At 40.8% G+C, this 20,747-nt stretch carries 18 protein-coding genes; 6 read left to right on the top strand and 12 right to left on the bottom strand.

Annotated features, from left to right (window positions below):
* Positions 1 to 10: 10 nt before the first annotated feature.
* A complete protein-coding gene (gene rpmF, locus M1F26_RS08230; RefSeq protein WP_004253223.1) occupies positions 11 to 181 on the bottom strand; it encodes a 50S ribosomal protein L32 in 171 nt (56 codons plus the stop codon).
* Between the two features lie 12 nt (positions 182 to 193).
* Positions 194 to 718 carry a 23S rRNA accumulation protein YceD gene (gene yceD, locus M1F26_RS08225; RefSeq protein WP_004253206.1) on the bottom strand — a complete coding sequence of 175 codons (525 nt, stop codon included), beginning with the start codon at positions 716 to 718 and terminating at the stop codon, positions 194 to 196.
* Positions 719 to 861: 143 nt separating this feature from the next.
* Between yceD and M1F26_RS08220 the strand changes: the two genes are divergently transcribed.
* Positions 862 to 1,449 (top strand): Maf family protein, encoded by a 588-nt coding sequence (locus M1F26_RS08220; protein WP_110591839.1) that lies wholly within the window; start codon positions 862 to 864, stop codon positions 1,447 to 1,449.
* Positions 1,450 to 1,491: 42 nt separating this feature from the next.
* On the opposite strand, the gene rluC is transcribed toward M1F26_RS08220, so the two are convergent.
* Positions 1,492 to 2,451: a 23S rRNA pseudouridine(955/2504/2580) synthase RluC gene (rluC, locus tag M1F26_RS08215; protein WP_140172531.1), complete on the bottom strand. Its 960-nt coding sequence runs from the start codon at positions 2,449 to 2,451 to the stop codon at positions 1,492 to 1,494.
* Between the two features lie 543 nt (positions 2,452 to 2,994).
* Here rluC and rne point away from each other — a divergent pair.
* Entirely contained in the window at positions 2,995 to 6,276 is a 3,282-nt protein-coding gene (gene rne, locus M1F26_RS08210; protein WP_140172532.1) for a ribonuclease E, read from the top strand.
* A 210-nt stretch (positions 6,277 to 6,486) separates the two neighbouring features.
* Positions 6,487 to 7,362, top strand: a complete 876-nt coding sequence (locus tag M1F26_RS08205) for a colicin-like pore-forming protein (protein WP_140172533.1) — start codon at positions 6,487 to 6,489, stop codon at positions 7,360 to 7,362.
* Between the two features lie 18 nt (positions 7,363 to 7,380).
* Here M1F26_RS08205 and M1F26_RS08200 read toward each other — a convergent pair whose 3' ends face one another.
* Positions 7,381 to 7,716 (bottom strand): colicin E1 family microcin immunity protein, encoded by a 336-nt coding sequence (locus M1F26_RS08200; RefSeq protein ID WP_140172534.1) that lies wholly within the window; start codon positions 7,714 to 7,716, stop codon positions 7,381 to 7,383.
* A gap of 178 nt (positions 7,717 to 7,894) precedes the next feature.
* On the opposite strand from M1F26_RS08200, the gene M1F26_RS08195 reads away from it, so the two are divergent.
* Positions 7,895 to 8,185 (top strand): putative quinol monooxygenase, encoded by a 291-nt coding sequence (locus M1F26_RS08195; protein WP_140172535.1) that lies wholly within the window; start codon positions 7,895 to 7,897, stop codon positions 8,183 to 8,185.
* 435 nt (positions 8,186 to 8,620) lie between these two features.
* Here the strand turns inward: M1F26_RS08195 and M1F26_RS08190 are convergent, their stop codons facing one another.
* From M1F26_RS08190 to M1F26_RS08180, 3 genes are read right to left on the bottom strand one after another with little or no spacing between them, the layout of a single operon-like run.
* Positions 8,621 to 9,436, bottom strand: a complete 816-nt coding sequence (locus tag M1F26_RS08190) for a dimethyl sulfoxide reductase anchor subunit family protein (protein ID WP_140172536.1) — start codon at positions 9,434 to 9,436, stop codon at positions 8,621 to 8,623.
* A 2-nt stretch (positions 9,437 to 9,438) separates the two neighbouring features.
* Entirely contained in the window at positions 9,439 to 9,987 is a 549-nt protein-coding gene (locus M1F26_RS08185) for a 4Fe-4S dicluster domain-containing protein (protein ID WP_004911860.1), read from the bottom strand.
* Between the two features lie 2 nt (positions 9,988 to 9,989).
* A complete protein-coding gene (locus tag M1F26_RS08180; RefSeq protein ID WP_140172537.1) occupies positions 9,990 to 12,320 on the bottom strand; it encodes a molybdopterin-dependent oxidoreductase in 2,331 nt (776 codons plus the stop codon).
* Between the two features lie 207 nt (positions 12,321 to 12,527).
* Here M1F26_RS08180 and M1F26_RS08175 point away from each other — a divergent pair, with 207 nt between their 5' ends.
* Positions 12,528 to 13,217, top strand: coding sequence for a helix-turn-helix domain-containing protein (locus M1F26_RS08175; RefSeq protein ID WP_004911864.1), 690 nt, complete (start codon positions 12,528 to 12,530; stop codon positions 13,215 to 13,217).
* A gap of 79 nt (positions 13,218 to 13,296) precedes the next feature.
* On the opposite strand, the gene tmaR is transcribed toward M1F26_RS08175, so the two are convergent.
* Both tmaR and M1F26_RS08165 read right to left on the bottom strand, forming a co-directional pair.
* Positions 13,297 to 13,629, bottom strand: a complete 333-nt coding sequence (gene tmaR, locus M1F26_RS08170; RefSeq protein WP_004253179.1) for a PTS system regulator TmaR — start codon at positions 13,627 to 13,629, stop codon at positions 13,297 to 13,299.
* Between the two features lie 124 nt (positions 13,630 to 13,753).
* Positions 13,754 to 15,037 (bottom strand): MFS transporter, encoded by a 1,284-nt coding sequence (locus M1F26_RS08165; RefSeq protein ID WP_004911868.1) that lies wholly within the window; start codon positions 15,035 to 15,037, stop codon positions 13,754 to 13,756.
* Between the two features lie 350 nt (positions 15,038 to 15,387).
* Between M1F26_RS08165 and sbcB the strand changes: the two genes are divergently transcribed.
* Complete coding sequence (gene sbcB / locus M1F26_RS08160; protein ID WP_140172538.1) at positions 15,388 to 16,815, top strand: exodeoxyribonuclease I; 1,428 nt, start codon at positions 15,388 to 15,390, stop codon at positions 16,813 to 16,815.
* A gap of 72 nt (positions 16,816 to 16,887) precedes the next feature.
* Here sbcB and dld read toward each other — a convergent pair whose 3' ends face one another.
* The 3 genes from dld to M1F26_RS08145 all read right to left on the bottom strand — a co-directional run bounded on the left by dld (position 16,888) and on the right by M1F26_RS08145 (position 20,545).
* Positions 16,888 to 18,627 (bottom strand): D-lactate dehydrogenase, encoded by a 1,740-nt coding sequence (gene dld / locus M1F26_RS08155; protein ID WP_140172539.1) that lies wholly within the window; start codon positions 18,625 to 18,627, stop codon positions 16,888 to 16,890.
* Positions 18,628 to 18,957: 330 nt separating this feature from the next.
* Positions 18,958 to 20,343 carry an APC family permease gene (locus M1F26_RS08150; RefSeq protein WP_140172540.1) on the bottom strand — a complete coding sequence of 462 codons (1,386 nt, stop codon included), beginning with the start codon at positions 20,341 to 20,343 and terminating at the stop codon, positions 18,958 to 18,960.
* Positions 20,333 to 20,545 (bottom strand): hypothetical protein, encoded by a 213-nt coding sequence (locus M1F26_RS08145; RefSeq protein WP_004253162.1) that lies wholly within the window; start codon positions 20,543 to 20,545, stop codon positions 20,333 to 20,335. Before M1F26_RS08145 ends, M1F26_RS08150 begins: the two co-directional genes overlap by 11 nt.
* Positions 20,546 to 20,747: the final 202 nt, after the last annotated feature.

The following is a 20,747-nucleotide window of genomic DNA, read 5'->3' as shown; positions in this document are numbered from 1 at the left end:
TAACAACAAATTACTTGTTGATAACCTTACGGCCACGGTAGTAACCATCTGCAGTCACATGGTGACGCAGGTGAGTTTCACCGGAAGTTTTATCTACAGAAACTAGGGTAGCAGTCAGTGCATCATGTGAACGACGCATACCGCGTTTTGAACGAGTTGGTTTATTCTGTTGTACGGCCATTGACCTTACTCCTTAAGTACTTTTCTTTAAACTGGCTAATACGGCAAATGGGTTTGGTTTTTCTGCCTCAGGAGGCAGTTCACCATACACCATGTCCGCTTCGGACACTTCACAGTGTTCAGAATCATGAACCGGAACCACTGGTAAGGATAGAATTATTTCATCTTCTATCATTCCCAGCAAATCTATTTCACCAAATTCATCAATTTGAATCGGTTCATAGAGCTCCGGTAATGCTTCGGCCTTTTCGTCATTGACGACAGGACTAAAACAATACGATACGTAGACATGATGTTTGAAATCAGTTCTGCAACGTTGGCATTGTAAGGTGACATCCACTTGGGATTTCCCCTCGATGACAGTCAAACGCTGATTATCAATTTTAAATGATAATTCGGTTTCTACATCACTATCTACACTGACTACTGATTCGGCAATTCGTGTAACTTGCTCAGATGTATAACTCCCAACATAGTCGAGGTTTTTCTGAGCTGCACGCTGCGCATCGATAGTCAGGGGTAATTTTACCTTTTGCATAAGGCGCGCATATTAACTTTGTAATGAGCTATAGTCAAAGAAAAAGGCGGGGTAAACTCGCCTTTTCACCAAAAAACCGTAGGTTTTACGTTTTATAGTTTAAAATGAGTTAACCCTTTTGGCTACGAGTTTCGAGAAAAATCATGAAATCGATTATTTTGGCATCAACTTCAACATACCGACAAGCCCTACTAAAAAAACTGGGATTGCCTTTTTTAGCAGTGGCTCCCAATATTGATGAATCGCCCATATTGAATGAGTCCGCTCAGGCTTTAGTCATGCGTTTATCTCATGAAAAGGCCAACGCACTCTCTGCTCAATACCCTCAGCACCTAGTTATCGGTTCTGATCAAGTCTGTGTAATTGGAAATAAAATTATGGGCAAACCGCATAATTTTGATAATGCCTTTCAGCAGCTTAAATCTGCGTCAGGCAATAAGGTCACTTTTTATACTGGCCTATGTTTACTCGATACTGAAACAGGTAAGTTTAATGTCGAGTGTGAATTGTTTCACGTTCATTTTAGATCACTATCTGACGCCGAAATAACTAATTACTTACTTAAAGATGAGCCTTATCAATGTGCTGGAAGTTTTAAATCAGAGGGATTAGGGATTAGCTTATTTGAACGTTTGGAAGGGCGTGACCCCAATACGTTAGTGGGGCTTCCACTTATTCTATTACTTGAAATGTTACGCCAACACCAAGTTAGTCCATTATTTGATAATTAATCATTTAACTGGCAGGAAATACCTGCCAGTTAATTAAATGACCTACTTTTCTGCTTTACGACTACGTAGTATTTTCAGGCAGTGATTCAATTGGTTATCTAATGGAGCTTGCAAACGCATCTCATCTCCCGTTTTAGGGTGTGTAAATTTCAGTGCGCTCGCATGCAAAAATAAGCGGTTTAAACCTGTTCCGGCCAATTGGCTATCAAATTGCTTGTCACCATAACGGTCATCAAATGCAATAGGATGCCCCGCATAGAGAGTATGCACACGAATCTGATGCGTACGCCCTGTGACAGGGCTCGCTTTTATTAAAGTTGCATTATCAAAACGCTCTTCCACTTTAAAGCGTGTCTCTGATGGCTTCCCTTCGCTGTTAACTTTAACAACACGTTCACCACTTTGTAGAATATTTTTCAGTAAAGGAGCTTGAACAACTTTCATGTGGGACTGCCAATTACCTCTTACGAGTGCTAAATAATCTTTTTGCATTTGTTTTAAACGCAATTGTTCATGTAGTGCGCGAAGTGCAGAGCGTTTTTTCGCCACTAACAAAATCCCAGAAGTGTCTCTATCCAAGCGATGGACTAATTCAAGGAAACGCGCTTCGGGTCGCAAAGCCCTCAAGCCTTCGATAACGCCAAAGCTTAAACCACTTCCACCATGAACAGCAGTACCAGATGGTTTATTCAGCACTAAGAGAACGTCATCTTCAAATAAAATGCAATTCGCTAATGCAGCGACCTTATCCAGTTTAGCCGAAACCGGTGCAGTTTCACGCTCAGCAACCCTAACGGGAGGAACGCGGACTTGGTCCCCTTCGACTAATTTATACTCAGGCTTTATCCGCCCCTTGTTAACACGCACTTCCCCTTTGCGGATAATGCGATAAATCATACTCTTTGGTACACCTTTAAGTTTAGTGAGCAAAAAGTTATCGATACGTTGCCCAGCTTCGTCATCGCTGATGTCAATAAATTGAACTTGATTTTGTGTATTCATTCGGGAATGCGTTAACTCTAATTGATTAAAATATGCTCTTATTCGCTTTCCCTATCATACCGACTCCACAAAATTTTTTATCTTTTTTTTTAATTTGGTTATTTTCTGCATGATTTATCCTATTTCTAAATAAAATTTCCATATAACTTCCGTATCGACTTGCTATAATGCCTATGGCAATGGAATAATATGAAGTTGCTAAGATGTTTAAAAAACGAAAGTTAACGTTTTATAGGATTTCTTATTTGATGGCGTAACAGTGCAGCAATGGCGTAAGACATTTAGCAACATCAAATAAATTAGCGAGCAACGAATTTTGGCTTATTGGGTTAGGAACTTCCGTTTTCTTTAATAACTTACGGCATCCTGATTAAGAACGCTGAATTTTTAATCTAAAAATCAGGTTCACCGAATACTGCGCGTCTCTATACGAACGACTGCCGCGAGGCAGACGGTTTTGTAAAAATCACGAGGCCATCGGTTTACAGTAGCTCTTTCTTTCGCTGCTCTTTATTTAAAAGAAAATAATGAGTAAGTAATAACATGAAAAGAATGCTAATAAACGCAACTCAACAGGAAGAGTTGCGTGTTGCCCTTGTTGACGGGCAACGCCTCTATGATTTGGATATTGAAAGTCCCGGTCATGAGCAAAAAAAGGCCAATATTTACAAAGGTAAAATCACTCGTATCGAACCTAGTCTTGAAGCTGCTTTTGTTGACTATGGCGCTGAAAGACACGGTTTCCTTCCTATCAAAGAAATCGCTCGTGAATACTTCCCAAGCAACTATCACTCCCAAGGCCGTCCTAACATTAAAGATGTGTTAAAAGAAGGCCAAGAAGTTATCGTTCAAGTGGATAAAGAAGAGCGTGGAAATAAAGGTGCCGCATTAACCACCTTCATTAGCTTGGCAGGAAGTTACCTCGTTTTAATGCCAAATAACCCACGTGCAGGAGGCATTTCACGTCGTATCGAAGGCGAAGACCGCACTGAGCTAAAAGAAGCGCTGTCTTCTTTACAAATTCCAGATGGCATGGGCTTAATCGTTCGCACCGCGGGTGTGGGTAAATCTGCAGAATCACTGCAACAAGATTTGCTTTACCGTTTACGTCACTGGGAAGCGATTCAAAAAGCCGCTGAAAACCGCCCTGCACCTTTCTTGATCCACCAAGAAAGTAACGTTATTGTTCGTGCATTCCGCGATTATCTACGCCCAGATATCGGTGAGATCCTAATAGATAACCCGAAAGTTGTCGAAATGGCACGCAACCATATCGAAGCTATCGGTCGTGGTGATTTTGCAAGCAAAATCAAACACTACAGTGGCGATGTTCCACTTTTTAGCCACTACCAAATTGAATCGCAAATCGAATCTGCGTTCCAACGCGAAGTTCGTTTGCCATCAGGTGGTGCATTAGTTATTGATACCACTGAAGCTCTGACCGCTATCGATATCAACTCCTCACGTTCAACACGTGGTGGCGATATCGAAGAAACTGCGTTCAATACTAACTTAGAAGCGGCTGATGAAATTGCACGTCAATTACGTCTACGTGACCTAGGTGGTTTGATTGTTATCGATTTTATCGATATGACGCCAGTTAGGCATCAACGTGAAGTAGAAAACCGCTTACGTGAAGCTGTACGCCAAGACCGTGCTCGCATTCAAATTGCACGCATCTCTCGTTTTGGTTTATTAGAAATGTCACGTCAGCGCTTGAGCCCATCGTTAGGTGAATCCAGCCATCACGTGTGCCCTCGCTGTTCAGGAACAGGAACCATTCGTGATAACGAATCACTTTCCCTGTCTGTTCTTCGCCTTATCGAAGAAGAGGCACTGAAAGAAAATACTCACGAAGTGCATGCCATTGTTCCTGTACAAATTGCATCTTACCTATTGAATGAAAAGCGTAAAGCCGTTAGTGATATCGAACAACGCCAAAGCCATGTTCGCGTTGTGATTGTCCCTAATGACCAAATGCAAACACCTCACTTCCATGTGATCCGCATTCGTAAAGGTGAAGAGGTAAATACTTTAAGCTATAACTTAGCTCAATATCACGAAACCGTCACTTTGACACAAAGTGACGAGACTACCGCTGAGCGCAAAATCCCTGAGCAACCTGCAATTTCAGCTTTTGCACTGCAAGAGCCTGTAGACATGTCTACAGTGAAACCAAAAGAAACTGTAACAAAAGCACCTGTTAAATCAGCGGCGGCTGAACCTGCATCCCCTAGTTTGTTCAGCAAAATTGCGGCATTCTTTAAAGGCCTGTTTGGCGAAGAAGAAAAAGTGGTTGAGAAACCAGCACCGAAAAACCGCAATAATAATGATCGCCGCCGGAATAATGATCGTCGCAACAATAACCGTCGTAATAATAATCGTCGTGACCGCGATGATACTGACAATCGTGATAACCGTGATAATCGCGACAACCGTAATGATCGCAATAATCGTAATGCATCAGCGGATGAAACGAATAATCGCAATAAAGGTCGCAACAATAAGAATACGAACACGCAAGACGAGCAAACAACTGACAATGCGAATCGTGATAATCAGCAACAACGTCGTGAACAACGCGCTGAACGTCGCCGTCGTCAAGATGAAAAACGTCAACAGCAAGTTGCTAAATCACAACAAGATGTTCAGCAAGACAATGTAGAGAATGCGGCTGAAAAGGAAGAAGTACAACGTCCTGTTACGCCACGTCGCCAACGTCGTCAATTGACACAAAAAATCCGTGTTACTGATAGCGAGCAAATCATTACTCCTGTTGAAACGGCACCTGAAGTAACCACTGAGCCAGTTGCAGCATTACCTGCACCAACGGTATCTGTGAACCAAACTGAAGGTGAAGTACAAACTGAAGAGCGTCAAGAAGCCGTGGCTCAAGTTGATGGTGAAGAAAAACAAGACACCATCATTCCACGCCGTTCTCGTCGTTCACCTCGTCACTTGCGTGTCAGTGGTCAACGTCGTCGTCGCTACCGTGATGAGCGCCATTTAACTAAATCACCAATGCCATTAATCGCTGCCGTTGCCTCACCTGAGCTTGCGTCTGGCAAAGTATTTATTCATTACCCAATTGCCCAGCCTCAACAAGAAAGCATGGCAATCATCACTAATGAAGAAATGCTTGAACAACAAAGTATTAATGATGCTCCTGTAGCAGAAACGACAAATGTTACCCCGTCACAAAGTAGCGTGGCCGTCACTCCTGTCGTGGCTGAGGAAGTTAAACTCGAGTCTCAGGACACGACTGTAGACACTTCTTTAGTTAACGAACCAACCGCTGTCGAGCACATTGTTGAACCAGCCCCAGTTATTGTCGAAGAGAAAACTGGTGTTTCGCAAGAAGTTGAAACCGTCGAAGCTGTAAAAGAGACTGTAGCAATAGTGGCTGACGTTATTGAGCCACAGGCTGAAATAGCTCAAACAGAAGTGGTTGAAAGCGTTACTATCGCAGACGAACAAACGGCACCTGTTATTGTCAATAAAGAGATTAATGACGTGGTTGAAGAAGCACAGCATGCTGAAGTTGCTGTCACTGCATCAGTTGAGGTTGCCCGTATTGAGGAAGTTATCGAACCTATTACAGCGGTTGAGCCTGCTGTGGTAGCAAGTAGCCCTGCGGTCAGCTTACATAAACGCCATGCTTATTCTCCAATGACAAAAGCGCCAGCACCTACAACTGCCGCTGCACCATTTGAGATAACAGAATATCAGCGTGAAGCCTCTACCTTTGAAGGTAAAGGCGGCGCAGGTGGCCATGTTGCTTCAAACGTAGCAACCTCTGCAATGGCAAAACCATCTAGTCACTAAAACTTAATAGTTTTAAAACACCGAAGCCTTGATAGGAAACTATCAAGGTTTTTTTTATGGCTATAAAAACGTTTAACTCATTGTAATTCATTAAATACTAATAAAATTTACCCTCCTAAAGCCTTTGACAGGTAGTCATTAATAAATGCATCGTATATCTGTACAAAGTACATACGTTTAATGATTCCGCACACTAACTGAGGAAATTTTATGGATTATGACTATAAGCAAATAGACCGTTGGGAAAATGGCCATGCATATACAAGCGATGGTGTATTACTACTCCCGACTCTTCACGTAACCCCTGACAGAATTTTACCAGACCATATTCTGAATGCGATGGCAAAAGGAATATGTGGAGTTTGTGGGGCTAGTGACTGCCGTTTTGAAAAAACATCTCCTTATAAAAAGATGTTAAGTGCCTACCAAAGTGGAAAGCTCGAGCTAATGTACACTATTTATTGGCGCTCTTTTGGTGGATTATACAGAATGATGAAGCCCAAAATAGAGCAGGATTTAAGTAAAATAAAGAAACAAGAAGCAGAGGAAATTAAAGGTTCAGTTAAATTTACAACTGATTTTTATAAAGAAGTTTTTAATACTTACGGTGAAAAAGCAGAGAAATTGGCTAAAGCTATGGCAGAACAAGCTAAAGGAAAAAAAATCCGTAATGTTGAGGATGCATTAAAAGCTTATAATAAGTATAGCAATAATATTAGTAGGAAAATTGATGCAAAAGATCGCAAAGCCATTACAGCAGCATTAGAATCAGTTAAAGCTGAAGATATTGCAAAAAATTTCAAGAAATTTAGTAAGGGTATGTTATACACAAGCCGAGTAATTGACTTTATTGATTGGTCAAATGAATTAATAAAAGCAATCGACACTAATAATTGGAGACCTTTTTTTGTTAAAACAGAAACAATAGCGGCTGGAATGGCAGCTACAGCTCTTGCTGGATTCGCTTTTAGTACATTGCTTGGCGGGCCTATTGGTGTACTAGGATACGGCTTAATTATTGCAGGGATAGGCGCATTGATTAATGATAGTTTAGTCGAAGAAGCAAATAATTTGATTGGTTTTTAATCATAAAATAGATGCTATTTACTTCGCTGACAATCTTCTTATAAATAGAGTTATAATAAAAACCAACGTAATTGGAATAGATAATAAAAACACAACACCACCATATATGGCTAATCCTCCAGCCTTACCCGCTGTGTCCATAAATATGCCTCTATTCCAAAATTCTCTAGTGGTAAACATGAGAAAGAAGCTTTCAACTGCCCATTTCGCAAATGGGAAAATAATAATACCAACAACACTAATAAATAACATCAGTGACTTATATTTGAGTTCACTCCCCAAATAAGAATATAAAAACAGGGCTCCCATAAACCAACCCCAACACATATTTTGAATATAATATTTTTTATTCATTAACTATTTCCTTATTCTTCTATGAAATATGATAGCAAACTCTATATGAGAATGAGAACTCATATTAACTCTAGTTATTAGTATGCATTGATATCTTAAAGTTGCTGATTAATTAGTACTTAATAATTACTTTATGTTAATGTGTGATTATCTATTATTCATTACAAAGGATGGTATTATGTTAAAAGTCATTGCGGAAGATTTTATTAAAACTGAGGCGATTGAAATAGTTATGCCTCTATATCGTGAATTAGTCGCTGCAACCAAACAAGAACCATTGTGTATCAGTTATGACCTTTACGTTGGCCAAAAAGATCCTGGGCACTTTATTTTTATCGAGGAGTGGCCGAATCAAGAAGCGCTCGATATTCACTGTGCCAGCGAACATTTCAAACGCCTAGTTCCTCTAATCAGCAGCTATAAGCGTTCGGACCCTATTATCAAACTGATGAATGGTGCTTTTGAATAAGCACATTAGCTAAACGTACCCCCAAGCATATAACTAGAACCCATACACAACACTACAGGCCGAATTCTGATATCGACAAAAAAACCTACATAATCCTCTAAATAGTTCGGTCTGTCGCTAGGCGGCAAGCTAAACGAGGCCCTAGGAGCATACATAAGTATGTGACTAGAGCGAGTGTGTGAAGCCAACAACGCGACAGGCAAAAATAGGATGAGGACGTTTGTGCGATGCCGACAACACTTATAACCCTAAATAAATACAATAATATTAATCCCCTAATAATTCTAAATAAAATACAATTATATCAATCCTCTAAATAGTTCGGTCTGTCGCTAGGCGGCAAGCTAAACGAGGCCCTAGGAGCATATATAAGTATGTGACTAGGGCGAGTGTGTGAAGCCAACAACGCGACAGGCCGAAATATGACGAGGATTTTTAGAACCAAGGAGCTTGGATCATAACCGCCCCATAAAACAATGCACGACCGGCCAACTCTCCGCTAAACATCGCCAACATTATCAATACAAGTAAGACGGCGGATGGTCGTTCCTTGTATACTTTTACCGCCATAATGCAAGGCAATATCATACTCATCACTACTTGCCACCATAGCAAGTAGCTCCCGCCTTGGCTTGCAGGTAATTGTAAGCGAATAATCTGTGCAATTAATACCAATGCAACGCCTATCAGCACGCCAACTTTAATGGTCGAGGGTAATAACTTGCCTTGCCCAATAACAAATAAGGCTACTAGACTAAAACCAAGGACAATTGCACTGCCTATAAACGCGATTTGGGTTGCCGGTGTATGCCATAATGGGTGAGCAACCATTTGATAATAGACTTGTGCTGTGACAAGTATAGCGGCTAATCCACCAATCCCACTGATCCAGCCTAATATCGTATTGCGCGTGTTTACTGTGGGTTGCAACCAGCAAGATAGAGCCCACAAAGTGATAACACCATTTAATAATACAAATGCCACAGCCTCGCGACTTAGCCATGAATGACTTAGCCCCAGAACGGAACGGTATGCTTCGAGAGGCACACCTAAATGCCCCATTGACATCGATGAACCAATAACTTCAATCAGCCATATCAATAGCACTGCGCGACGTAATACAGAGCCTGATAATAAGGAGCCCTGACAGGCTTTCATTTGGTAAATGGTTAATGCGAGAACAGCACCAATCCCCCATTGGCTCATCACTGTAAAAAATACTAGTGGGAGTTCCATATGTTTAATATCCATAATTAATCCTCCATCCCAATGATCACAATATTTGGATGACTGATTGTGTGATCGGGCATGTTGTAACGCTGTTCTAGTACCGCCCAGTTCGTCGTGTGCTTTTTACGTAGTTCAGTGATATCACCAAACTCAATGGCACCCGTAGGGCAAGACTCCACACACCTTGGCAGTAGGCCTTCATCTAACCGTTCCGCACACATATTACACTTGCTGGTTTTCCCTTCTGCTGGGTCAAAGACAGGAGCATGATATGGACAAGCCATAATACACATCTGGCAACCAATACATTTCTCATGATCTTGAACGACAATACCGTCCGCCCGTTTGGTATAGGTGTCTGCTGGGCAAACTTTTAAACACTGTGGGTCATCACAATGGTTACAAGACATCGTAATAAATGCTTGAGTATTCGGTGAATCATCATTGAATTCACGAACTCGACGCCACAAGACGCCCGGCGGGGTCACATTCTCAGATTTACAAGCCATTGAACAAGTGCGACAACCATAGCAATCTTTTGTATTTATTAAGAAACCATATTGCTTGACCATGATTAAGCCTCCCTTCTTACATCAACTAACGTACTATTACAGCAGTGTCCCGTTCCCAAATGTTCAACTTGGTCATTCGTGACATGACTGCTGCTCCCCCCCTGTTGTTCCCACCAGCCGTTATCCAGTGAAATTACGCCTTTTTTAATATGCGTTGTCACGACAGCAATGGCTCGGTGTTCTCCTCGGTCATTAAAGGTGATTGCCCATTCCCCATTCTTAATACCTCTGGATTTAGCATCTTCAGGGTGAATCAAGACATTCGGCTGGTTTCGTTGTACTTCAAGGATCCATTCATTCATTCCATGACTTGAATGCACACTACGCGCTAACTTGCGCTGAACCGCCATCAAAGGATACTTTTTGGCTAATTCAGGTGAACCTTTAACAGACTCGGTCACTTGGTAGTAAGCGACGACAGGTGAAAAATTTTTCTTTTGCCAATCTTCAACAAATAAGTGTGCTTTTTTGGTTGATGTCCTAAACACACCATCTTTGAACGGTATCCAATCCCCTTCGACTGGGCGTACTGGCCCTTTTTCTAACATTTGGCGAGTGATACCAGAGCCGACTAAACAGGCATCAATATAGTGCTCTATTGGCTTATTAAATACGTCACCAAACCCGAAACGTTCTGCTAATCGGGCGAAAATCCAATAGTCGGGTTTTGCTTCACCTGCTGGCTCAACCGCCTTTTCCATTAATTGGACATATTGGCTACGAACGCCCGCCATCAAACTGGTATCTTCAAAAATAGTGGTCACCGGTAAAACTAAATCAGCATATAAGGCTGTTGAGCTCATGAGGTTATCGGCTACCACAACAAATGGAACTTTCTTTAGTGCTTCGCGAACCTTGTTGGTATTCGGCAATTGGGTCATAACCCCCATCGTCATAATCCACCAGAAATTAATCGGATGTGGCTTTTCATTGACGATAAAATCGCCAACTTTCGCTACAGGAATGGGAGGAATGTTTTTCACATTCGGCGCCGGTGGCACTATTGGGCTAAAATTAGCCATTTGCCGAGCTCCGCCAGCATCACAAACACCCGCCCCTCGTTTACCTATATTTCCAGTCAATAAGGCGAGATAGAACTGGCTTCCTGCGACATAAGCGCCATGTTCGGTTCGTTGTGCTCCTGACATGTTTTGCACAATCATTGAAGGAGTTATTGATGAGTAATCCCGAGCAAGACGTACAATAGTTTCCGTTGGAACATCCGTTTCTTCACTGACCCGGGCAATATCCCAACCTTTTGCTTGCTGGTAAATTTGTTCAAAAACAGTGGTGTAATTCAAATCCTCTGGAAGTTCATGTTGAAAAAGTGCTGGTTTAATGCCCGATGAATCATGACGAACTAATTGTCTGCTTAATGTGTCGAAAACTAAATAGCTGTCCTCATCATCTTTGTTTTGCCTGACTTGTTTTTGATTCGCATCGACCAAATAAACCGCGCCAGTATGAGCCCTCAAGAAATTTTCATCTATCCGGTTTTCTTCAATAATAATTTTAATCATACCTAAAGCAAGCGCGGTATCTGTCCCTGGAATAATAGGTATCCACTCGTCCGCTTTTGCAGCTGTTTCACTAAAACGCGGATCAATCACCACTAATCGAGCGCCATTTCTTCTCGCTTGGTTATAATTTTTAAAATAGGCTTGCATCGTAACAGCTGGGTTATTGCCCCAACACAGGATATAACGGCTATCCGCTATCGTATCGCGGGTATCTGCATACCTCAGGCCGAGCATCGGGATCATCGCAGCTGTTACAGCAGAGCAACAAAGTGAACCCGCTTGTTTCGTTGACCCGCCTAAATAATCAAAGAAAGCCTTCCCCATATCATTTTTAATCGAGTCCATATTTCCGGCATGAGTGGAAATAAACAACCCTTCATTACCATATTTATCAATGGTCTCTCTAATATTTTTTTCAATAAGATCCAGCGCCTCATCCCAACTTATCGGTTTGAATTCAGCTTTACCTTTTTCGCCTACTCGTAGTAACGGTGTTTTGATGCGTTGATCATGATAGACCCATTTAGTTCGGCTCATACCTCGCAAGCAACATTTGACATTAAACCCTTCCGTCGCCTGAATTTTCATCAGCTTACCTTGGTAGGTATATGCGGTTAGGTTGCAATGCAAACACTCCATTGCACAAGTTGACCGAAATGTTTTGTAGTCCGACAGTTTGAGTCGCACCTTCGGTAAGGGTTGATTGCTGTTTCCTTGTGCATAAGAACAGGGGGCGATACTCGCCAACCCTACAACGCCAAGCCCTTTGAGTAGAGTTCGGCGTTTCAAACGTAGTGAATTTATCGTTTTCATTATAGTAAACCTCGACATTGCCTTTATAAGTACACTATATATATACGCCATTCACCAAAGGTGAACTTGAGTAGCATCAATAATTCTATCTATTTATAGGTAATAAGGTGCTACCGCTTTCGGATTATTCTTCCGCGTTATTGGTTCGTTAGCAGCGCAAGGCAACTCATGGTAAAATTTCAGGACTTGTTAAACTGAGGTTTATGTATGTCTACTCTGCAAGGTGTTAATTCTGTTGATATAGCCGTAAGCATTTTAAATTATATTGCTCAAAATGGGGGCATTGCTCGTGCAGCGGATATTTCAAAAGGTTGTGAGATATCAAAAAGCCGTCTACATAAATATTTGGTTTCACTGTGCCGTACACAAATGCTGTACCAAGATACTCAAACTAGCCGTTATGGTTTAGGCCGCAATTTAACCTTCTTAGCTAATTTTGTTAAACCTGAAGACTCATACATCGACGCCATTAACAATAATTTGATTCAATTTCGCGATGAACAAAACGTTTCAACAGGCATAGCCACGCGTCTAGGAAAGGCACTGTCTTTAGTGAAATATAATCGTAGCTTCAAAAATATTGAAATTGACTTTTTACCTAACACGCCATTGCCTGTCGTAAAAAGTGCAGCTGGGCTGATTTATTCTGCATTTGATAACCAATTTGGCTCCAATTCCTATTCACAAGACGAAATTAATAAAGTTATCCAACAAGGCTATGCCATCCGTTACCAACCAACTGAAGGAATTCCCGGAGCGCAATCTATTGCTTGTCCTGTATTTAATGGCGAAGGCCAGCTTGTCGCAGCAGCAGTGACGATGGGATTTATTGCAGAAAATGAAATGGAAAGGTTAGCAACCGCATTAATCAAACAAGTTAATAGATTAAATTTATAATCACTACGTGCGGTCAATGCTATCTATCAACTCAAGTCAAAAACAATAAAGCCGAGATGACCTCGGCTTTACGTGGTAATTATTTCACATCAATACGCGGTAATTCACCCATCTCTTTGAGCTTTTTCGATATTTCACGACGTTCTTTGGAGAGTTCAGCGTTCTTGATAATATAATCATCAACACGATCATCATAATCACTACGCATATTCGCAATAATTGCCTGAATATCTTCAATCGACATACCTGGTTTTATATATTCACTCAAGTTATCCAGCAGCAAAACACGCTTCTGGTTATCACGAATTTTTTTCTCATTGTCGGTGATTTCACGACGAATTTTATTTTTGCGACGAAACATACGCACAAATTCCAGAACATTTTGGAAAGACGGCTTGTTAGCGTTGTCCATGTTTAAAACCCTCTAGTCAATATTCAAAACGCATTATCTATTAACACAATACAATCTAATCCTATTGAGTTACAAGCCCGTTTCGCATATTTATCAAATTATTCCGCTGAAAATTGATTTCACTTTATACTTTAACGACCAAATTTTCGGAGTGATCTTGATTACATTTATTTGTTTGATCTTTTTCTCTGATTTCTTGATGACCTGCCCCATCACCTCTGAGACAAAATGCAGATAATATCGTCGTAATAATAACAAATATCCCCATGACCAGATAGGTATCAGCAAAACCAATTTTATCATACCCCCAACCCGCTAATGGCGATAAAATACTTGCAACGACAGAGCTCATGCAACTAAAGCCAACCAAATAAAGTGTCGATGACAAACGTTTATCGAAATGAAGGCTGTTATATTTAAAAATCGCGACTAACAGAATCGGGAGCTCAACGGCATGCAGTAATTTCATTATCGATATCATAATCGCGCCATCAACTAACCCTGAACCAATAATGCGTAGCGCCATGACAGAACTCGCAAACAACAACCCATTTTTAGCACCAATTCGGTTGACGATAAATGGTGCTAAAAACATGCCTCCTGCCTCCAAGAAAACCTGCAATGAATTTAGATAACCGTACATCTCATTACCTAATTGCTCACTTTGAAACTGATGGGCAAAATACACCATAAATTGCTGGTCATACACACTGTATATACAGGTACCTAATACAAACAATATCAAAGCCCAAAAATGGGGCTGTACAAACAATTGCAAAGCATCTTTCACAGTGATGGCTGAAGGTTTACCATGTTCAAGGCTATTATAGGCATCTGCGTTTGCCGTTTTTAAATTCAATAAAATAACTAAAAATAATAAGCCTGAAACGGTTGCCATAATAAAATTGTAATCAGGGTTCAGGTTAATATTACGCCCAGCAAAAAACGTTGCAGTCGCCCAACCCAATGAGCCCCACATCCTCGCTTTTCCATATTCAAAATTACGTAATCGGCTAACTCGCTCTGTATAAGATTCAAGTACACCAATGCCCGCATGAAAAGTCATGCCAATAAACAAACCACCAATAACACTACCCAAAAACACATTCCATCTTAGCAACGTACCGAAAACCATAAAAAATGGCCCAGATGAAATCAGTAGAACTGCAATAAATAACAGTAAATTTTTTCGTAATCCTAATTTATCTTGCATAAACCCATAGAGTGGCTGTGCGCAAAGTGCCACAATCGAAATACAAGAGAAAATAAATCCTGTATCCGCACCATCCAAGCCAACATATTTACGCAGCCAGATTGCGACGACAGAAAACGTTGATGACCACGTGAAAAAGAAAAAAAACAATAATGCACTCAAAGAGGCATAATACTTTCTTGAGCCACGATTCATATTTCATCACCTATCAAAAATTATCTTGATGAAATGTTAAGGTTAACATTAATTTCAAACCACAAAATAGCCTGTTAATTGTGATGTTAATCACTAATGTTAACGTTAACAATTGATATATGTGATATCAATCACGATATACTCTCGCAAATTAATGACGAATGACTTCTGGGTAAAAGATTTCATCAAATCATCCAAGTTATGCGGCTCTCAATCTCACCCACTCAATATCAGATAGCCTTAGTTTAGCTTTTACGGTAGATAAGGTATCATTAATCAACAAGGTATAGTGAATAGCAATAAATTAACCACTATCAATCTACTATATAATCATCAAAATGGTGAAAACGTTGCAAGATAATAAAAAACAACCGACCTTTTTTATTCATGACTATGAAACCTTTGGTAAGCGCCCTGCTCTCGATAGGCCTGCACAGTTTGCAGGCGTTCGCACTGACCTTGATTTTAATATCATTGAAGAACCCGAAGTTTTTTATTGTGCTCCGGCTGATGACTATTTACCGCAACCTGAAGCCGTCATGATCACTGGGATCACCCCGCAAGTCGCATTATCTCAAGGCATAAATGAAGCCGAGTTTGCTAAACGAATTCATGCGGCTTTTAGTGTCCCTAATACCTGTATTATGGGCTACAACAATATTCGTTTCGATGATGAAGTTACGCGTAATATTTTTTACCGAAATTTTTACGACCCATATGCATATAGTTGGCAACAAGGAAATTCGCGTTGGGATTTACTCGACACTTTGCGTGCCTGTTTTGCGCTTCGCCCTGAAGGTATTCAATGGCCAGAAAATGAAGATGGTTTACCGAGTATGCGTTTAGAACATTTGACCAAAGCAAATGGGGTTGCTCATGAAAATGCACATGATGCAATGTCTGACGTTTTAGCGACTATAAATATGGCAAAACTGTTGAAAGCCGCTCAACCGCGAATGTTCGATTACTTTTATCAGTTAAGAAATAAAAATAAAATAAGTCAACTTATTGATATTGTAGAAATAACACCATTAGTTCATGTCTCTGGTATGTTTGGCGCATTGCGCTCTTATGTCAGTTTAGTCGCTCCACTTGCTTGGCATCCCGATAACAAAAATGCCGTTATTATGTGCGATTTATCTGCCGATATCTCACCATTAATTGAGTTAGACGTTCAACAATTACGTACCCGATTATATACGCCTAAAGCTGAATTGGCGGGCGCTTCTCCCGTTCCTGTAAAATTAGTTCATATTAATAAATGCCCAATTCTAGCGCCAGAAAAAACACTGCGGCCAGAAGATGCACAGCGAACAGGTGTTGACCGTGACTTGTGTATGCGTAATCTGGAAACCTTACGCAAGCACCCTGAAATTCGTAATAAACTAATTGAGTTATTTAGCGAGCCTCAAATATTTGCAGAGTCAGATGATGTCGATACACAAATTTATAATGGTTTTTTCAGTCCTTCTGACCGCTCAACGATGGATATTATTCGTGAAACTTCCCCACAGAACTTACCTGCATTAGATTTAAGTTTTGAAGATAAGCGCATGAAAGAACTTTTCTTTCGCTATAAAGCACGTAATTACCCTGCAACCTTATCTTATGATGAGCAGCAGCGCTGGTTACAGCACCGTAGAGACTACTTTAATGAAGAGCGTTTAACAGAATATATGCAACAAATACAGCTATTACTTGTAGAGCATCAACATGATGAAAAGCGTTGCCAGCAATTAAAAGCATTGATTAGCTATGCGAGAGATCTCGCTAGTTAATTTAGTAATAAAAAAGGCAGATATTGAAACGTTTCCCAATACCTGCCTTTTGTTATTTATATGACGCGTTCATTAATGATCATGAGTATGAGCGCAGCCACAATCCCCTTCCCAATTTTTGCGTTTAGTTGTTTTACCTAAACCGGGGTTCATTGTATTTGTAGGGTCAGATTGCTTATAGAACGATTTCAACTGTTCAGGGGCTTTATATAAATGCCCTACGTTATGTTCCGCAGGATATTGAGCCCCTCGTTCATCTAATAAAGCTAACATTTTTTCTTTTAGTTCTTTCGGGTCAACGCCTTTTTTCAAGACATAGTCTTGGTGCATAACATGGCACATAAAATGACCGCAGTATAATTTATGAACTAATAGCTTTTCAATTTCTGGTGGTAACGTTTCAAACCAATTTCTATCATTGCGGCGTAAAGCAATGTCGAGAGGTAATACATCTTCCACATCTTTATTATGAACAGCGTGATAACGAACCGCAGAACCCGCAGCAGCAAAACGATGTAAAAATGCTTTTGCTCCCTCTTCTGGTGTACATTTAAAATAGCCGCCATCGGCGCTTGCAAAATAAGATTTTAGCCAAACTTTAGCCTCATCAATGCCATCTCCGGCCATTTTTAACATTAAATGGTGTTCATAACGATCACGAAACTCTTTCATACGTGGTGGTAAATGGGAAGGCCATAATTTACTGAGAACCTGCATAGTACGGTCGATCAGATTTGATGGCAGGAATGGGACTTTATTTAATACTGCATCAATACGCCCTTTAATAGTGAAAAACATTGGCATTTTGTCAGTACCAAATTTATCAATCATTAAAAAGGTATCTTTACCATAAACTTCTGCTATATCGAAGCAACCACGGTGCATATATTCACCTGCAACTGGCAGGTTTTTAAATTCACTTAAAATATAACGGCGTATATCTTCCAAAACGTCAGGGTTATTTGAACCGATATAAAATACCTGTGTTTTTTTATCGGCTGGGAAGGTATCTAAACGAACCGCAAACACGGCTAATTTTCCTGCGCACCCTGATGCTTCAAATAGACGACGTTCATCTGCGTTAAAGCGTGATGGTGTATCGGCATCGACATCACGAACGCGCTCTGCATACTCATGGTCAGAAGCGAGTTTATCGCTAACTTGTACGTCTTCACTACTATAGCCACGATTTTGTAAATTCGTCAGGATTTCTTCTGGTGTGTTACCTAAATCAATACCTAGGTGATTGACAAGCTCCACTTTTCCATCGTCACTGACTCGGCCATAAAGAGCAAGCTCAGTATAGGCGGGGCCTCTACGCACTAATGAACCGCCAGAACTATTACAAATACCACCCACAACTGAAGCTCCAATACAAGAAGAGCCAATCAAAGAGTGCGGTTCACGCCCTAATGGTTTTAAGATTTTCTCCAAGTCGTACAAAGTACTCCCCGGCATCGCAACGACTTGGTTAAATTCCGGTAAAACTTGAATTTGGTTTAATTTCAACGTACTAATAATGACGATATCGCGGTCATAGTCATAACCGCTCGGTGTTGACCCTTCGGTTAACCCGGTATTCGCCGCTTGCATTAGGACAATTTTGTCCGCTTCAACACACGCCTTGAAAACATACCACTGTTCGAGCAATGTTGTTGGAAATACAACCGCGATTGCATCCCCCATACCAGAGCGGAAGCCTTTACGATAACGTTCTGTTTTATGTGGCTCTGTTAAAATATTTTTTTTGCCAACAATATTCCTAAGCGTCAGTAATAACCGTTGATTCTCAGGTTTCTTTGCATCATTCATTTGTGTGCCTTATTAATCGAATTCGTGATTATCATAGTTCTGCATTATGTGTTGTAACAACAATATCACATAATATTATGATGTTAATAGGCTACACGCTTTATCTTAAATAATTCTTAACGGGTAAAAAAATAGCGCCTCAAGGCGCTATTTTTGAATCTAATTCTGGACATATTCAAAATAGTTCGTGTTGTAGCAAGGCGCCGAGCAAAACGAGCATGGGGAGTATACATAAGTATGTGACCCATGATCGTTTTGAGAACGCAACGCAGCTACGGCGCGAAATATGAAGAATAACGCAGCTATAGCGCAAAATTATGAAGAATATAGCTAGACGTCGCTCATTTGCGGCATAGGCCGCTTAAACATACGTGTCAGTACAGCCATATAGACCAAGCCAACTGCCGTCCAAACCAACCCGTAAACCATTGAGTCTTCTTCGATATTCAGCCATAACACACACACTGTCAGTGTACCAATAACAGGCAAAATCAAGTAATTCAGGATATTTTTGAACCCTGTCATACGGCGTTCACGAATAAAGAATTGGCTGATAACCGAAATATTAACAAAGGTAAACGCGATTAACGCACCAAAGTTAATTAACGCGGTTGCAAAATCCATTTCAAACCAGATAGCGCCTAATGCCAAGAGACCAACCATTAATACGTTGTATGCCGGAGTACGCCATGTTGGGCTTACATAACCAAATACTTTTTCTGGGAATACCCCATCACGCCCCATAACGTACATTAAACGTGCGCTACCTGCGTGAGCCGCCATACCTGACGCTAATACCGTAACACATGAGAAAACCAGAATGATTGACTGGAAGAATGCGCCAGCAACAAAACGCATAATATCTGGCTGTGTTTCATTAATATTCTTAAAACGTGAGACATCAGGGAAGTATTGCTGTAAGAAGAAAGACACAGTAATAAAAATAATTCCACCGATTAACGCGGTTAAGAAAATAGCACGTGGGATCACTTTACCTGCATTGGGTGTTTCTTCTGACAGTGAGCTTAATCCGTCAAAACCTAAGAATGAGAAACAAAGGATTGTTGCCCCAGCAATAAGCGGGATCACTTCGGTTTTTTCATTAGCAAATGGGTTAAATGTCCAAATTTCTCCCGTTCCTTCACCGTTAGAAACACCGTGGATCACAAGCCCCGTAAACACCACCATGACACCCACTTGAATGATGGCAATGACGGTACTTAAGTTTGCAATCACGTTAATCCCACGTAAGTTGGCTGCAGTCATTAAAATAACCAGCCCAACAACGAAGATTGCAGGTTCTACATTAGGGAAAATATCTTGTAAATAAATTTTAGCCAATAAGATGTTGATCATTGGCATAAAAATATAGGACAGCAAGGATGTCCAACCCACCAAGAAGCCAATATGTGGGCTCATTGATTTTTGGGCGTAAGTGTACGCTGAACCGGCTGATGGGAAACGTTTCACCAATTTACCGTAGCTCAGTGCAGTAAACAGTATCGCAGCAAGTGCAATAATGTATGAAGTTGGAACATGTCCACCGGTTTTATCTGATACCATTCCGAAGGTATCAAATATCGTCATTGGCTGGATATATGCAATACCAATCATTACCACTTGCACCAATGTTAAGGTTTTTGCAAGTTGTACGCGGTTATTCGCACCCGTTTGATTGTGACCGATGTCTAATGGAATTGGCGTATTATTTTGCACGTCTAAGCCCTCCCATAACTTTCGATTGCATACTACTTCGGCTTAATCGACAGTTACTGGGAAGACTTTGCATCTGCCTATAGGCAGAGAAAAACGAAGAAAGGGAGAAAGGCGTGTGAGCGAAGCCACCGAGAGCTCCGTAGTCATCGATACGGCAGCCGCCAGCGCCTGGCCCTGCTGCGAATGCGAAAAAGTAAGCCATAAAAGCATTCCTCAAATCGGTAGCGAAAAATGTTTGCTACACGTAAATATTAAAATTATCTCTCCGGCTCTATGTCCGGCCCCGCTAGAATGAACGTTCCTAAAAACAAAAAAACCGATGCTTCATTTGATTAAGCATCAGTTATTTTTTAGTTCGCGCATTTTGCACGCCATAACTCGAAATAGCAAGTTAAATTGTTAAC

The organism is Providencia sp. PROV048 (assembly GCF_033688165.1).
GTDB lineage: Bacteria > Pseudomonadota > Gammaproteobacteria > Enterobacterales > Enterobacteriaceae > Providencia > Providencia hangzhouensis.
This window is presented reverse-complemented; position numbering and strand designations above follow the sequence as displayed.

Coding starts and splice junctions, on each gene's coding strand:
- M1F26_RS08180 (WP_140172537.1), bottom strand. CDS start 12,320: ATGAAAACGATAAATTCACTACGTTTGAAACGCCGAACTCTACTCAAA.
- M1F26_RS08200 (WP_140172534.1), bottom strand. CDS start 7,716: ATGAATAAAAAATATTATATTCAAAATATGTGTTGGGGTTGGTTTATG.
- rluC (WP_140172531.1), bottom strand. CDS start 2,451: ATGAATACACAAAATCAAGTTCAATTTATTGACATCAGCGATGACGAA.
- M1F26_RS08185 (WP_004911860.1), bottom strand. CDS start 9,987: ATGGTCAAGCAATATGGTTTCTTAATAAATACAAAAGATTGCTATGGT.
- M1F26_RS08205 (WP_140172533.1), top strand. CDS start 6,487: ATGGATTATGACTATAAGCAAATAGACCGTTGGGAAAATGGCCATGCA.
- tmaR (WP_004253179.1), bottom strand. CDS start 13,629: ATGGACAACGCTAACAAGCCGTCTTTCCAAAATGTTCTGGAATTTGTG.
- M1F26_RS08195 (WP_140172535.1), top strand. CDS start 7,895: ATGTTAAAAGTCATTGCGGAAGATTTTATTAAAACTGAGGCGATTGAA.
- yceD (WP_004253206.1), bottom strand. CDS start 718: ATGCAAAAGGTAAAATTACCCCTGACTATCGATGCGCAGCGTGCAGCT.
- rne (WP_140172532.1), top strand. CDS start 2,995: ATGAAAAGAATGCTAATAAACGCAACTCAACAGGAAGAGTTGCGTGTT.
- M1F26_RS08190 (WP_140172536.1), bottom strand. CDS start 9,436: ATGGATATTAAACATATGGAACTCCCACTAGTATTTTTTACAGTGATG.
- dld (WP_140172539.1), bottom strand. CDS start 18,627: ATGAATGATGCAAAGAAACCTGAGAATCAACGGTTATTACTGACGCTT.
- M1F26_RS08220 (WP_110591839.1), top strand. CDS start 862: ATGAAATCGATTATTTTGGCATCAACTTCAACATACCGACAAGCCCTA.
- M1F26_RS08165 (WP_004911868.1), bottom strand. CDS start 15,037: ATGAATCGTGGCTCAAGAAAGTATTATGCCTCTTTGAGTGCATTATTG.
- M1F26_RS08175 (WP_004911864.1), top strand. CDS start 12,528: ATGTCTACTCTGCAAGGTGTTAATTCTGTTGATATAGCCGTAAGCATT.
- M1F26_RS08145 (WP_004253162.1), bottom strand. CDS start 20,545: ATGGCTTACTTTTTCGCATTCGCAGCAGGGCCAGGCGCTGGCGGCTGC.
- rpmF (WP_004253223.1), bottom strand. CDS start 181: ATGGCCGTACAACAGAATAAACCAACTCGTTCAAAACGCGGTATGCGT.